Raw genomic sequence first — 15,521 nt, 5'->3', positions numbered from 1 at the left:
AGGAGGAACAAAATGGAATACGTAATTGAGATGAACAATATTACAAAAGTATTCCCAGGTATTGTAGCGAATGACGATATTACGCTGCAAGTAAAACAGGGAGAGATACACGCTTTACTTGGAGAAAATGGTGCAGGGAAATCAACGTTGATGAATGTACTGTTCGGTTTGTATCAACCAGAACAGGGCGAAATTAAAATTAAAGGAACCCCTGTAAAAATTACAAATCCGAATATAGCAAATGACCTTGGAATTGGGATGGTCCATCAGCACTTTATGCTTGTTCATAATTTTACAGTTACAGAGAATATCATTCTTGGAAATGAGCCGAAGAGAAAAGGGAAAATAGCTGTTGAAGAGGCAGCAAAAGAAATTAAACAATTATCTGAACAGTACGGTTTAGCTGTTGATCCAAATGCAAAGATTGAAGATATTTCGGTTGGGATGCAGCAAAGGGTTGAAATATTAAAGACGCTTTATCGTGGTGCGGAGATTTTAATATTCGATGAACCGACTGCAGTGTTAACTCCTCAAGAAATTCATGAGTTGATTCAAATTATGAAAAAGCTTGTGCAAGAAGGAAAATCTATCATTCTTATTACACATAAATTAAAAGAAATTATGGAAGTTTGCGATCGTTGCACAATTATTCGTAAAGGTAAAGGAATTGGTACAGTTGACGTTGCGAAAATGGATGAACATAAACTTGCAGAATTAATGGTCGGACGTCAAGTGAATTTTAAAACAGAAAAAATAGGGGCCAAACCGAAAGAGGAGGTTCTGTCTGTTGCGAATCTTGTCGTTCATGATGCACGCCAATTACCTGCTGTAAAAGGCCTTGACTTAACTGTTCGTGCAGGAGAAATCGTTGGTATTGCAGGGATTGATGGAAATGGTCAAAGTGAATTAATAGAGGCGATTACTGGTTTACGAAAAGTTGAGTCAGGTTCTATTGCAATTAAAGGAAAAGAAATAACGAATTGGCCTGTTCGAAGAATTACAGAGGAAGGAATTGGTCATATTCCAGAAGACCGTCATAAACACGGGCTAGTTCTTGATTTTTCTGTTAAAGACAATATAGTTTTGCAAACATACTATAAAAATCCATTTTCAAAGAAGGGGATTTTAAATTTTAGCAAAATCACAGAGAAAGCAAAGGCGCTTATTGAACAGTTTGATGTACGTACGCCTAGCGAACAAACATTAGCGCGTGCTCTATCAGGTGGAAATCAGCAGAAAGCTATCATTGCACGTGAAGTAGATCGTAATCCAGATTTATTAATTGCAGCACAGCCAACACGTGGTTTAGATGTAGGTGCGATTGAATTTATTCATAAAAAATTAATCGAGCAGAGAGATAATGGGAAAGCAGTATTACTTCTATCGCTAGAACTGGATGAAATTTTAAATGTAAGTGATCGAGTTGCTGTTATATATGAAGGTAAAATTGTAGCAATTGTCGATGCGAAAGAAACAAATGAACAACAGCTTGGTTTGTTGATGGCTGGCGGAACGGAGAAAGAGAAGGTGAATACAAATGGCTAAAAAATTTTTAACGGAGCGAACAATTAACATTTTAGTTCCTGTATTATCCGTTATTTTTGGTTTACTTGTTGGTGCCATTGTAATGTTAGTTAGTGGATATGATCCAATTGTTGGGTATGCAGCGCTTTGGGAAGGAATGGTTGGAAATCCGCAGGCTATCGGTGAGACGCTACGTACGATGATTCCACTCGTGTTAGCTGGTCTGTCTGTTGCATTTGCGTTTCGTACAGGTCTCTTTAACATTGGGGTAGAAGGACAATTATTAGTCGGATGGCTTGCCGCTGTCTGGTTTGGATATGCAGTATCGTTACCAGCATTTTTGCATATTCCGTTATCTATTTTAGTAGCCGCGATTGCCGGTGGTTTATGGGGATTTATACCTGGATATTTAAAAGGAAAGCTTAAAGTAAATGAAGTAATTGTCACAATTATGATGAACTACATTGCACTTTATGTTACGTATGATCTTATTAAACGTTTTATACATGAAGGTAATGAGAAATCTTATGATGTACAAGCGAGTGCTTCATTAGCTTCTGATTGGCTATCTTCATTGACAGATGGATCTCGTTTGCACTGGGGAATTGTTGTAGCTATTTTAATTGCTATTGTAATGTGGTTCGTATTAGATAGAACTACGTTAGGATATGAGTTGAAATCGGTTGGTTTTAACCAAAATGCATCGCAATATGCAGGGATGAAAGTCTCTCGTAATGTTGTATTATCAATGACAATTGCTGGCGCTTTTGCTGGAATTGGTGGGGCAATGGAAGGTCTAGGAACATTCCAAAGTATGACGGCAATGACATCGTTTACTGGTATTGGATTCGATGGGATTGCGGTAGCTCTTCTTGGAGGAAATAATCCGTTTGGTATATTATTATCGGCTTTACTGTTCGGTGGTTTGAAAAGTGCAGCCCCGCAAATGAATTTTGAAGCAGATGTACCTTCTGAGTTAATTAATGTTATTATCGCATGTATTATTTTCTTTGTTGCTTGCAGTTATGTTTTACGCTGGGCACTTACACGCATGAGCAAGGAGGGGAAATAAATGAGCTTTATAGATATTTTAGCCATTCTTGTGACTGGTACGTTATATACGGCAGCGCCACTTATTTTTACGGCGTTAGGTGGAGTGTTCAGTGAACGTTCTGGGGTTGTAAATATAGCATTAGAAGGTTTAATGTTATTTGGTGCATTTACTGGTATCGTTACAACGTTATTAATGGGTGATACGTGGGGAGCAATGACTCCTTGGATTGCACTATTATTTGCAGCTATTGGTAGTGGGTTATTTGCACTTCTTCACGCAGTAGCATCCATTACATTCCGCGCGGATCAAGTAGTAAGCGGGGTAGCGATTAACTTTTTGGCTCTCGGTTTAACAGTATTTGCGATTAAGAAAATCTTTGGTAAAGGACAGACTGATTTTATTCAATACCGCATTGAAAAAATCGATGTTCCAGGACTTTCGGATATTCCGGTAATCGGGAAAATCTTTTTCTCAAATGTACCGTTAACATCGTATATTGCCATTATTTTAGCATTTGTTGTTTGGTACATTATTTATAAAACACCGTTCGGTCTTCGTCTACGTGCTGTTGGTGAACATCCAATGGCAGCAGATACGATGGGGATTAATGTATATAAAATGCGTTATATTGCAGTTTGTATATCTGGAATGTTTGCAGGAGTGGGTGGTGCGGTCTTCGCAATGTCGATTTCTGGTAACTTCTCAGGTGCTACAATTACTGGACAAGGTTTCTTAGCACTAGCAGCTATGATCTTTGGTAAATGGAATCCACTTGGTGCTCTTGGAGCAGCGCTGTTCTTCGGATTTGCTCAATCACTTGGGATAACAGGTGGTACAATTCCTATATTAAAAGAAATTCCAAGTGTATTCTTAACGATATTACCGTATGTATTTACAATATTAGCACTCGTTGGTTTTGTAGGCCGATCTGAAGCTCCGAAAGCATTAGGAACGCCTTATGAAAAAGGAAAACGATGAGTATTTAGAAAGTATAAAAAAAGCTCGCACATTAGTGCGGGCTTTTTTACATAGAATATATTTAATACGGAATTTTACTATGTTCCTTACATATTAAAGTTTTTAGAAAGACTCAAATGTAAGCATAATAAGGAAGAAAAGTTGATTTTTTATTTCTAAAAACTGTATATTGAAGAGGAATATTCCTACATACGTAAAGGAGGGCTATTAATGAAACTAATGGAACAGCAACTGCATGAATTAGGTGGCTTGCGAGTACATATTATTCCGACTGATAAATTTAAAACAAATACCTTTGTATTTCGTTTTAAAGCACCTTTAAATGAGGAGACGGTGACAGAGCGTGCCCTATTGCCGTACGTATTGCAAAGTGCGACAGAAAAACTGCCTTCTGTAATTCGTCTTCGTCAATATTTAGAAGAATTATATGGATCTTCTTTAGCGGTAGATGTAAGTAAAAAAGGGGAAGACCATATCATCTCTATTTATGTAGACATTGCAAATGAAACATATTTACGCGATGCACCACCGTTATTTGAAAAAGCGCTTTCTATGTTATCTGATATTGTTTTACATCCAGCAACAGAAGGGGACGGTTTTCTATCTTCTATTGTAGAAAGTGAGAAACGAGCACTCTTGCAACGAATTGAAGCTACTTATGATGATAAAATGCGTTATGCAAACGAGCGTTTAATTGCAGAAATGTGCAAAGTAGAACCATATCGCTTAAGTGCAAATGGAAAAAAAGAAAGTGTTGCTTCTATTACAAATGAAAGTTTGTATCAATATTATCAAAAAGTGTTAGCTGAAGATGAAATGGATTTATATATCATTGGTGATATTTCAGAAGATGCTGTGGAGCTTGTAAATAAGTATTTTTCGATTTCACCTCGCGCTATGAAAGAGAGAAATGTACTTCTTCATAAACGAAATAATGAAGAAAAAGAAATTGTTGAAAAACAAGAACTAAAGCAAAGTAAATTAAATATCGGCTATCGCACATTCATTACGTATAAAGATGAAGATTATTTTGCATTACAATTGTTTAACGGATTATTTGGAGGGTTTTCTCATTCGAAGTTATTCGTAAATGTCCGTGAAAAAAATAGTTTAGCGTACTATGCAGCATCGAGATTTGAAAGTCATAAAGGTTTGCTCTTCGTTATGTCTGGAATTGAAGCGAAGAACTTTGAAAAAGCTGTTGAAATTATTAAAGAACAGATGAAAGCAATGCAAAACGGTGATTTTTCAGAGGAAGAGATTCAGCAAACGAAAAGTGTAATTCAAAATCAAATCTTAGAGGCAATTGATACACCACGTGGTTTTGTTGAAATGCTTTATCACGGGGTGATTTCAGAGCGTACGCGTCCAGTTGAAGAATGGCTAACGGGCATAGAAAGCGTGACGAAAGAAGAGATTGTGAAAGTTGCTAATAATATTGAACTAGATACAATTTACTTTTTACATGGAACGGAGGGAGAATAAATGGAGAAAATTGTGTATGAGCAATTAAAAGAGACGCTATATTATGAAAAACTTCCGAATGGATTAGACGTATATATCTTACCGAAACAAGGCTTCAACAAAACATTTGCAACATTTACGACGAAGTACGGTTCTGTTGATAATACATTTGTACCGCTTGGAAAAGAAGACATGACTCGTGTACCAGATGGAATTGCTCATTTCCTTGAGCATAAATTGTTTGAAAAAGAGGACCATGACGCGTTTCAATTGTTTAGTAAACAAGGTGCTTCAGCGAACGCTTTTACATCTTTTACAAGAACCGCTTATCTCTTTTCCTGTACATCAAATGTAGAGAGAAATTTAAATACGTTGTTAGACTTTGTACAAGAACCGTATTTCTCTGAAAAAACGGTTGAAAAAGAAAAAGGCATTATCGGTCAAGAAATTCAAATGTACCAAGATAACCCAGACTGGCGTTTATACTTTGGGTTAATCGATAGTTTGTTTGTGAAACATCCAATTAAAATTGATATTGCAGGGACGATTGAGTCTATTAGTAAGATTACAAAAGACCTACTGTATGAATGTTATGAGACTTTTTACCATCCGAGCAACATGTTATTATTTGTTGTTGGAGCGATTGATCCTGAAAAAACAATGGATTTAGTTCGTGAAAATCAAGCGAAAAAAGATTACGAAAATCAACCAGAAATCGTTCGCTCTTTTGAAGAGGAACCAGAAGAAGTAAATGAAAAGAAAAAGATTATTTCAATGCCTGTTCAAACTCCAAAATGTTTAGTTGGTATTAAGGCAACGAATTTAAAAGAAAAAGGGCAAGCTCTGTTAAAACAAGAAATTGCGCTTACATTACTTTTAGATTATTTATTTGGAAAAGGGTCAGTTCATTACGAATCTTTATATAATGAAGGTCTTATTGATGATTCGTTCTCGTATGACTATACAGAAGAAAATAACTTCGGTTTTGCAATGGTTGGTGGAGATACGAAGCACCCTGATGAATTGGCAGAGCGATTAAAAGGTATTTTACTACAAACGAATTATGATCAGTTAGATGAGACTGCGCTGGAACGGGTGAAGAAAAAGAAAATTGGTGGATTTTTACGATCGTTGAATTCACCTGAATATATTGCAAATCAGTTTACACGATATGCGTTTAATGAATCTAGTTTATTTGATGCTCTTACAGTGTTAGAAGGATTAACTGTTCAAGACCTACAACAAGCAGCAAAAACATTATTAATTGAAGAGAAAATGAGTGTCTGCCAAGTGTTACCAAAAAAATGAAGTAATATGTGAATAAAAAACGCAGTATCTATATCCCTCATCTAACGTTTGGTTATTGCCAAATGGTAAGATGAGGGTATTATTTATTTATACATAAAAAGATAAGAGAGGGAATTTATGAAAAAGTATGCATTAGTAACTGGAGGAAGCGGAGGGATTGGCTCTGCTATTTCGAAGCAGTTAATCGAGGATGGTTATACAGTCTATATTCATTACAATAAAAGCGAAGAGAAGATAAGGGGGTTACAAAAGGAGTTTGATGCAGTGATTCCTGTGCAAGCAAATTTAGCTTCTATCGATGGAGCAGAGAAATTGTGGGGACAAATCGAACATCCTATTGATGTTATTGTATACGCAGCTGGAAAGAGTATATTTGGATTAGTAACAGATGTTACGAATGAAGAATTAGATTATATGGTGGAGCTTCAAGTGAAGAGTGTATATAGACTTTTATCGATGGCGCTTCCACCGATGATCGGGCGGAGAAGTGGTAATGTTGTTGTTATTTCATCCATTTGGGGGCAAATAGGAGCGTCTTGTGAGGTGCTGTACTCAATGGTGAAAGGTGCACAAAATTCATATGTGAAGGCTTTAGCGAAAGAAGTTTCTCTAAGTGGATTGCGCGTTAATGCGGTAGCGCCAGGTGCGATCGAAACAGAAATGTTAAATGTATTTTCAGAAGATGATAAAAATGAAATTGCTGAAGATATTCCATTAGGTAGAATAGGACTACCCGAAGAGGTAGCAAAAACAGTCTCCTTCCTCGTTTCGCCAGGAGCTTCTTATATTACGGGGCAAATTATCGGAGTGAATGGCGGTTGGCATTGCTAAAAAATTCTTACATAAAAAACAAGAAATTGTACAAATTAAGCATGATTCTATTACTAAAATAGTGAGGTGCTTAAACATGTCAGTGTTAGATAATTTTGATCAGTGGAAGAGCTTTTTAGGAGAACGTTTAGAACAAGCGGGGGGAAAAGGGCTTGATGGTGGTGCCGTATCAGATATGGCATTTCGTGTTGGTGATTATTTAGCAAATGAAGTAGAAGCGCGCAACGATCAAGAAAAATTATTGTCTGAGCTTTGGAAAGTTGCTGATGAACAAGAGCAACATACAATTGCAAATTTAATGGTGAAGTTTGTACAACATAAGTAAAAGTAGAGAGGAGCTTCTCCTCTCTACTTTTTTTGTATAGTAATTAGGAGGAATAGATTATACATTTAGCTTCCCTATTAAGGTGAAATCATATAATATAGTACGTAGGTGTAAAGTAAGCGTAGGGGAGTGATCTTGGATGATTGAATGGTATTTTGAATATGAAATACATAAAAACCGACCTGGCTTACTTGGTGACGTTTCTTCGTTAATCGGTATGCTTGGCATCAATATTGTCACAATTAATGGTGTAGATAATGCACGACGTGGACTTTTGCTTATGTGTGATAATCAAGAACAAATCTCTAGACTTGAATCAATTTTAAATACGATGGATAATATAACGGTAACGAAATATCGTCCGCCAAAGCTTAGAGATAAGCTAGCAGTTAGACATGGTAGGTACATACAACGAGATGCAGATGATAAGAAAACATTTCGATTTGTGCGTGATGAATTAGGATTGCTTGTAGACTTTATGGCGGAGATAATGAAAAAAGAAGGTCATAAATTAATTGGGATACGAGGAATGCCTCGTGTCGGAAAAACAGAATCTATTGTTGCCGCAAGTGTTTGTGCAAATAAGAGATGGTTATTCGTATCATCTACTCTCATTAAGCAAACTGTTCGTAGCCAATTGATTGAAGATGAGTATAGCGACGATAATATTTTCATACTAGATGGAATTGTGTCGACAAAGCGTGCAAATGAAAGACACTGGCAGCTCGTTCGTGAAATCATGAGATTGCCTGCAACGAAAGTTGTGGAACATCCGGATGTGTTTGTGAGTCAGTCAGAATACACATTGGATGATTTTGATTATATTATCGAATTGCGTAACGATTATGATGAAGAAATTCAATATAATTTAGTAGATGAAATTGAGCAAGGTACGCAAAACAATTTCTCTATGTTCGACTTTTAAAGAAATATTGAGGTGTTAGTAGTGACGGAATTAGGACAAAAGCTGACAGAAGCAAGAGAAGCGAAAGGCTTATCTATTGATCAGCTGCATGAGATTACAAAAATTCAAAAACGCCATTTAGTAGCGATTGAAGAAGGCAATTATGATGTGTTGCCAGGAGCTTTTTATGCGCGTGCATTCATTAAACAATATGCAGATGCTGTTGGATTAAATGGAGAGGAACTGCTTGTGGAATATCAGAGTACGATACCACAGTCTGAAAAACGTGAAGTTCCACAAGTATCAACTGGACAAAAAACACAAGAAACAATGCAAAAATCTTCATCATGGCCAATTGCGGATCATATGCCCAAAATTTTGATTGCGTTGTTAGTAATCGCATTTGGAGTGGTAGTCTGGTTTGTTATTCAAGCGTTAACTGGAAAAGATGATAGGCAAGTTCAAAATGCTCAAAGTGAGAAAATTGAGGTTCAAAAAGCAAAAAATTCTCCGTTAGATACGAAGAAAGATGAAGCGAAAGCGGAAGAACCAAAAAAAGAAGAACCAAAAAAAGAAGAACCAAAAAAAGAAGAACCAAAAAAAGAAGAACCAAAGAAAGAAGAGCAACCAGCGCAACCAACTGGACAACAAGAAGTGAAGGTAGTTGGAACGAGTGGTAAGGTATCTACTTTGGAAATTCATAATAATAAAACATTAGAACTGGAAATTTCAGCGAAGGGTGCAAGCTATGTAGATGTTAAAGATGATGCGGGTAACGAAATTCTAAACACTACAGTACAAAGTGGTCAAACAGAAAAACGTGATTTATCAACAGTAAAAGAAGTGCGGCTTAATATTGGAAGTGCACCGAATGTTGAAATTAAACTGAATGGCCAAGTGGTTACTTTCCCATTAGATCCAGCAAAAGAATATCACCAAAGATTGGTGATAAAAAACCAAGGGATAGGGCAAGCTGCGCAATAACAGTCATCGCTTCGATGACTTTTTTCAATGAACAAATGTTTTTGACATGATGGAGGAATAGCTGTGAATTTACCAAATAAAATTACAATATCTAGAATCTTCTTAATTCCAATTTTTATGGTAATTATGTTAGCGCCCTTTGAGTGGGGCTCATTTATAATTGGTGATGTAGAGTTACCAATTCAACATTTAGTAGGGGCACTTATCTTTATTATTGCTTCGGCTACAGATTGGATTGATGGACATTATGCAAGAAAGTATAATCTTGTAACGAATTTAGGGAAATTCCTTGACCCGTTAGCAGATAAATTACTTGTTTCGGCAGCACTTATCACATTGGTAGAAATGCAATATGTACCTGCTTGGATCGTTATTGTAATTATAAGCCGTGAGTTTGCAGTAACAGGTTTACGCCTTGTACTTGCTGGGACAGGGGAAGTAGTTGCAGCAAATCAGCTAGGGAAAATTAAGACATGGACACAAATTATTGCGATTGCAGCATACTTATTACATGATGTACCGTTAAATCTACTTCATATTCCAGTTGCAGATATTTTCATATGGATTGCATTATTCTTTACCGTTATTTCAGGATGGGATTATTTCTGGAAAAATAAAGATGCTTTTGTAAACTCAAAATAGAAGTTTATGGGGGAATTGGGATGAATGCTGAAATTATTGCGGTTGGAACGGAATTATTACTTGGACAAATTGCAAATACAAATGCCCAGTTTTTATCTGAAAAGTTAGCTTCAATCGGAATTAACGTGTACTACCATACTGTTGTTGGGGATAATAACAAGCGATTACAGAAGGCAATTGAATTGGCTGAAGAACGAGCTGATATGCTCATTTTTACAGGTGGATTAGGACCGACAAAAGATGATTTAACGAAAGAAACAATAGCGTCTAGTTTAGATGAAGAGCTTGTGTATGATGAAAAGGCATTAACATCGATAAGCGATTATTTTAAGCGTACAGGCCGTGAATTTACGGAGAATAATAAAAAGCAGGCGCTCGTTTTAAATGGATCGACTGTATTTGCGAATGATCACGGTATGGCGCCTGGTATGGGATTAAATACGAACGGAAAAGTTTATATTTTATTACCAGGACCACCAAAAGAAATGAAGCCGATGTATATAAGTTACGTAGAGCCTTTTTTATGTAAGTTTACAACGGGGGAAAATATTTATTCTCGTGTTCTTCGTTTTTTTGGTATTGGGGAATCTCAATTAGAGGTGAAAGTTCAAGATTTAATTGATGGACAAACGAACCCAACCATTGCACCACTTGCAAATGATGGAGAAGTGACATTACGTTTAACTGCCAAACATCATGATGCTGATGAGGCGGAGAAACTGATTCAGCATGTGGAAGATTTGATTTTAGAAAGAGTAGGAGAATTTTTCTACGGATATGACCAAGATTTCCTTCATTACAAGGCAATAAGGCTATTGAAGGAAAAAGGGTTAACTTTAGCGTGTGCAGAAAGTTTAACAGGTGGTCTTTTTGGAAATCAAGTAACAGAAAATGCTGGTGTTTCGTCTGTATTTAAAGGCGGTGTCATTTGTTATCAAAATGATGTGAAGCAACAAATTTTATATGTACCTGAAGAAGTGTTACGTACTGATGGCGCGGTTAGTAAACAGTGTGCTCGCTATCTTGCTGAAAATGTAAAGGAACTGTTAAAAGCAGATATCGGAATTAGTTTCACTGGGGTGGCAGGACCGGATGCTTCAGAGCATAAAGAACCAGGAACAGTATTTATTGGATTGGTGATTAAAGATGAACCAGCTGTAGTCTTCTCGCTTAATTTAAGTGGAAGTCGTCAACAAATTAGAGAACGCTCTACAAAATATGGATTTTATCATTTATTTAAAAAGCTAGAAGAGATATAAATTTCTTCTAGTTTTTTTTGTTGGAAAACCTAGTTTTATTCGATATAAAATAAAAAAACGAATAAATGTTCGATTTTTGTTGGCAAATTGAATTGAAAATAGGTATAATAAGATTAGCAATTTAGTTAAGGAGGAATTTTGAATGAGCGATCGTCAAGCGGCATTAGATATGGCGTTAAAACAAATAGAGAAGCAATTCGGTAAAGGTTCAATTATGAAATTAGGAGAACAAGCGGAGCGTAGAATTTCTACAATTTCAAGTGGTTCTTTAGCACTTGATGTGGCACTAGGGGTAGGCGGATACCCACGTGGCCGTGTTATTGAAATTTATGGACCTGAAAGTTCAGGTAAAACAACAGTTTCATTACACGCAATCGCGGAAGTACAGCGTCAAGGTGGACAAGCAGCGTTCATTGACGCGGAGCATGCAATGGATCCTGTATATGCACAAAAATTAGGTGTTAACATAGATGAATTACTATTATCACAGCCTGATACAGGGGAGCAAGGACTAGAAATCGCAGAAGCACTTGTACGAAGTGGAGCGGTTGATATTATCGTAATTGACTCTGTGGCAGCTCTTGTACCGAAAGCTGAGATCGAAGGGGACATGGGTGACTCTCACGTTGGTTTACAAGCACGTTTAATGTCACAAGCACTTCGTAAACTTTCAGGTGCAATCAACAAATCAAAAACAATCGCAATCTTTATCAACCAAATTCGTGAAAAAGTTGGGGTTATGTTCGGGAACCCAGAAACAACTCCAGGTGGTCGTGCGTTGAAATTCTATTCAACTGTCCGTCTTGAAGTACGTCGTGCTGAGCAGTTAAAGCAAGGTAACGATATTGTTGGTAATAAAACGAAAGTAAAAGTAGTTAAAAATAAAGTAGCACCGCCATTCCGTGTTGCTGAAGTTGATATTATGTACGGAGAAGGTATTTCAAGAGAAGGTGAAATCTTAGATATGGCTTCTGAACTTGATATCGTTCAAAAGAGCGGTGCTTGGTACTCTTATAATGAAGAACGCTTAGGACAAGGTCGTGAAAATTCGAAGCAATTCTTAAAAGAGAATACGGATTTAAGAGAGGAAATTGCCTTCTTTGTTCGTGAACATCACGGAATTGGTGAAAACTCTGGTGTTGAAGATACGGAAGACTCAACTCGTCAAGATTAAAAAATAAAAGACACGGTCCCGTGTCTTTTATTTTTTAATCCACTATGAAAGCGTTATATATAGCTGGAGATAAAATATTTATTCTATCCAAAAGGCTATGTGTAAAGGGGAATATTCATATATTTTAAGTGAATGAATTGGGATTTTCTAAGGTTTTCCAGGATAATATGCCGTCTGTTTTTTAAATCCATATAAGATTCAGGGCTGAAGGTAAAGAAAGTAAAAGTAGACAACGCTTGACAATGAAAATTGCGATAGATACAATGAGAATGTATATTTTTTCTTATATACGATATACTCTTCTCAAGAAGAGAAGTAATATTCGGAGTAAGACTTAAATCTTGCCGAAATAATAATATGACATTTTAATTGTGAAATGAAGAAAGTCCCTTAAAAAAGCGGGACGACGGTCTTTGCTGTACGTTGTAATTCAATGTACATGCCGACAGTCTTTTTTCATTCATAGCAAGGGGAGGTGAAATCATGAGTAGTACAGTTTGGATACTCATCTCCATTTTGCTTGCAACAGTCGGTGCAGTTGTTGGCTTTTTTGTTCGAAAGTCTATTGCTGAAGCGAAGATTAATGGTGCAGCTAATGAAGCAAAACGTATTCTAGACGAAGCGAATCGTGATGCTGAAGCACTTAAGAAAGAAGCGCTTTTAGAAGCAAAGGATGAAATTCATACACTTCGTACAGAAGCTGAATTAGAAATTCGTGACCGTAGAAGCGAATTACAAAAACAAGAAAATCGTTTAATGCAAAAAGAAGAGAACCTTGATCGTAAAGACGAAACGCTCGATAAGCGCGAGCAACAGTTAGAAAAGAAAGAGGAATCTCTTGTAGCGAAACAACAACAGATTGAAGAGTTGGAAAGCAAAGTGGGAGAGTTAGTTCAAAAGCAACAAACAGAATTAGAGCGCATTTCCAATCTGACCCGCGAACAAGCGAAAGCAATTATTCTTGGTAAAGTGGAAAGTGAAGTTTCTCATGAAATTGCCGTTATGGTAAAAGAAAGTGAAGTTCGCGCGAAAGAAGAAGCGGATAAGAAGGCAAAAGAGATTTTATCTCTTGCAATGCAAAGATGTGCAGCTGATCATGTTGCTGAAACAACCGTTTCGGTTGTAAATCTTCCAAATGACGAAATGAAGGGACGTATTATCGGACGTGAAGGTCGTAACATTCGTACGTTAGAAACGTTAACAGGTATTGACCTTATTATCGATGATACACCAGAAGCTGTAATTCTATCTGGATTTGACCCGATTCGTCGTGAAACAGCTCGTATCGCTCTTGATAAACTAGTACAGGACGGACGTATTCACCCAGCGCGTATTGAAGAGATGGTCGAAAAATCAAGACGTGAAGTGGACGAGTATATTCGTGAAGTCGGAGAGCAAACAACGTTTGAAGTGGGTGTTCATGGCTTACATCCAGATTTAATTAAAATTTTAGGTCGTTTAAAATACCGTACAAGTTACGGACAAAACGTCTTAAAACACTCTATGGAAGTTGCATACTTAACTGGACTTATGGCAGCGGAGCTTGGTGAGGATGAAAAACTAGCAAGACGTGCTGGTCTATTACATGATATCGGAAAAGCAATCGATCATGAAGTAGAAGGTAGCCACGTTGAAATTGGTGTTGAACTCGCAACGAAATATAAAGAGCATCCTGTTGTAATAAACAGTATCGCATCTCACCATGGTGACACAGAACCAACTTCTATCATTGCAGTTCTAGTTGCTGCAGCAGATGCATTATCAGCTGCAAGACCGGGAGCTCGTAGTGAAACGCTTGAGAATTACATTCGTCGTCTTGAAAAGTTAGAAGAAATTTCAGAGTCTTATGAAGGCGTAGAAAAATCTTTCGCAATTCAAGCAGGACGTGAAGTTCGTATTCTGGTAAAACCAGATACAATTGATGATTTAGAAGCTCATCGTTTAGCTCGTGATATTCGAAAACGTATTGAAAATGAACTGGATTATCCAGGACATATTAAAGTAACTGTTATTCGTGAAACACGTGCAGTGGAATACGCAAAATAAAGTGGTGAAACACCACTTTATTTTTTTGTGTTGGAATTGGGTAAAATAAAGAAAATTATTTATGAGCAGTATGCAAGTGAAAGAAACTTATAATAGATAAATTGTAACTGTTGTAAGGAAATAGCTTTAAGGTTATAGTATGGTAATAAAAAATGTAGTACATAGAAAGGGTAAGACATATGAGAATATTATTTGTTGGGGATGTAGTAGGATCTCCTGGTAGAGACATGATTCAACAGTACGTACCGGCATTAAAGAAGAAATATACACCGACAGTAACAATTATTAATGGAGAAAATGCTGCGGGTGGACGTGGAATTACGGAAAAAATATATCGAAACTTTTTAGAGTGCGGGGCACAAGCGGTTACGCTTGGAAACCACGCTTGGGATAACCGTGAAGTATTTGAATTTATCGATGATGCAAAATATCTTGCAAGACCAGCTAACTTCCCAGAAGGAACGCCGGGAAAAGGGCTTATCTTTGTAAATTGTAATGGAACAGAAGTTGCAGTTATTAACTTACAAGGACGTACTTTCCTTCCTCCAATTGATTGTCCATTCCGTAAAGTGGATGAGTTAATCAGTATTGCAAAAAAACGTACAAACATTATCTTTGTTGATTTTCATGCTGAAACAACAAGTGAGAAGCAGGCGTTAGGTTGGTATGTAGACGGTCGTGCTACAGCGGTAGTAGGTACACATACACACGTTCCTACAGCTGATAATCGTATTTTACCAAGCGGAACAGCTTATATTACAGATGTTGGTATGACAGGCCCATATGATGGGATTTTAGGTATGGATCGCGAAGCGGTATTGAAGAAGTTTTTAACGAACTTACCAGTGCGTTTTGAAGTGACGAATGGTAGAACACAATTAAGTGCAGTGTTAATTGATGTGGATCCTAATACAGGGAAAGCAAAGAAAATTGAGCGCATTTTAATTAATGATGACCAGCCATTTTTTGACTGATTTTTAACGGAAAGTTAGAGAATTCGTTATATTTTAATTTTTTAGAAAAATTAC

At 36.9% G+C, this 15,521-nt stretch carries 14 protein-coding genes; all 14 read left to right on the top strand.

All coding sequences use genetic code 11. From position 1 onward, the window contains the following. The first annotated feature begins 12 nt into the window (after nt 1–12). The 14 genes from B5P40_RS10165 (at nt 13) to B5P40_RS10100 (ending at nt 15,467) form a co-directional block, all read left to right on the top strand. Nucleotides 13–1,545 carry an ABC transporter ATP-binding protein gene (locus tag B5P40_RS10165; protein ID WP_002128712.1) on the top strand — a complete coding sequence of 511 codons (1,533 nt, stop codon included), beginning with the start codon at nt 13–15 and terminating at the stop codon, nt 1,543–1,545. Then, nucleotides 1,538–2,596: an ABC transporter permease gene (locus B5P40_RS10160; protein WP_002088061.1), complete on the top strand. Its 1,059-nt coding sequence runs from the start codon at nt 1,538–1,540 to the stop codon at nt 2,594–2,596. The genes B5P40_RS10165 and B5P40_RS10160 overlap by 8 nt, the downstream gene beginning before the upstream one ends. Next, entirely contained in the window at nt 2,597–3,556 is a 960-nt protein-coding gene (locus B5P40_RS10155) for an ABC transporter permease (RefSeq protein WP_002066758.1), read from the top strand. A 210-nt stretch (nt 3,557–3,766) separates the two neighbouring features. Next, nucleotides 3,767–5,041 carry an EF-P 5-aminopentanol modification-associated protein YfmF gene (gene yfmF, locus B5P40_RS10150; RefSeq protein WP_113709226.1) on the top strand — a complete coding sequence of 425 codons (1,275 nt, stop codon included), beginning with the start codon at nt 3,767–3,769 and terminating at the stop codon, nt 5,039–5,041. Next, complete coding sequence (gene yfmH / locus B5P40_RS10145) at nt 5,042–6,328, top strand: EF-P 5-aminopentanol modification-associated protein YfmH (RefSeq protein WP_002014592.1); 1,287 nt, start codon at nt 5,042–5,044, stop codon at nt 6,326–6,328. 117 nt (nt 6,329–6,445) lie between these two features. Continuing rightward, nucleotides 6,446–7,159 carry an elongation factor P 5-aminopentanone reductase gene (ymfI, locus tag B5P40_RS10140; protein WP_002014593.1) on the top strand — a complete coding sequence of 238 codons (714 nt, stop codon included), beginning with the start codon at nt 6,446–6,448 and terminating at the stop codon, nt 7,157–7,159. A gap of 76 nt (nt 7,160–7,235) precedes the next feature. Then, the gene (locus tag B5P40_RS10135; RefSeq protein WP_000114449.1) at nt 7,236–7,484 is read left to right on the top strand and encodes a DUF3243 domain-containing protein; all 249 of its coding nucleotides are present in this window, start codon (nt 7,236–7,238) and stop codon (nt 7,482–7,484) included. Between the two features lie 139 nt (nt 7,485–7,623). Beyond that, on the top strand, nt 7,624–8,409 hold the full coding sequence (locus B5P40_RS10130) for a DUF3388 domain-containing protein (protein WP_000574107.1): 786 nt from the start codon (nt 7,624–7,626) through the stop codon (nt 8,407–8,409). 21 nt (nt 8,410–8,430) lie between these two features. Further along, on the top strand, nt 8,431–9,372 hold the full coding sequence (locus tag B5P40_RS10125) for a helix-turn-helix domain-containing protein (protein WP_113709225.1): 942 nt from the start codon (nt 8,431–8,433) through the stop codon (nt 9,370–9,372). 63 nt (nt 9,373–9,435) lie between these two features. Next, a complete protein-coding gene (gene pgsA / locus B5P40_RS10120) occupies nt 9,436–10,014 on the top strand; it encodes a CDP-diacylglycerol--glycerol-3-phosphate 3-phosphatidyltransferase (RefSeq protein ID WP_002014596.1) in 579 nt (192 codons plus the stop codon). Nucleotides 10,015–10,034: 20 nt separating this feature from the next. Further along, nucleotides 10,035–11,273, top strand: coding sequence for a competence/damage-inducible protein A (locus B5P40_RS10115; protein ID WP_113709224.1), 1,239 nt, complete (start codon nt 10,035–10,037; stop codon nt 11,271–11,273). 142 nt (nt 11,274–11,415) lie between these two features. Then, a complete protein-coding gene (recA, locus tag B5P40_RS10110; protein WP_002014599.1) occupies nt 11,416–12,447 on the top strand; it encodes a recombinase RecA in 1,032 nt (343 codons plus the stop codon). A 483-nt stretch (nt 12,448–12,930) separates the two neighbouring features. Next, a complete protein-coding gene (rny, locus tag B5P40_RS10105; protein WP_002111330.1) occupies nt 12,931–14,493 on the top strand; it encodes a ribonuclease Y in 1,563 nt (520 codons plus the stop codon). A gap of 179 nt (nt 14,494–14,672) precedes the next feature. Further along, nucleotides 14,673–15,467: a TIGR00282 family metallophosphoesterase gene (locus B5P40_RS10100; protein WP_002014601.1), complete on the top strand. Its 795-nt coding sequence runs from the start codon at nt 14,673–14,675 to the stop codon at nt 15,465–15,467. The last annotated feature ends 54 nt before the right edge of the window (nt 15,468–15,521 follow it).

It is taken from the genome of Bacillus sp. SRB_8 (assembly GCF_003264205.1).
GTDB lineage: Bacteria > Bacillota > Bacilli > Bacillales > Bacillaceae_G > Bacillus_A > Bacillus_A mycoides.
Note: the sequence above shows the minus strand (reverse complement) of the source record. Positions and strands in the feature narration are given on the sequence as shown.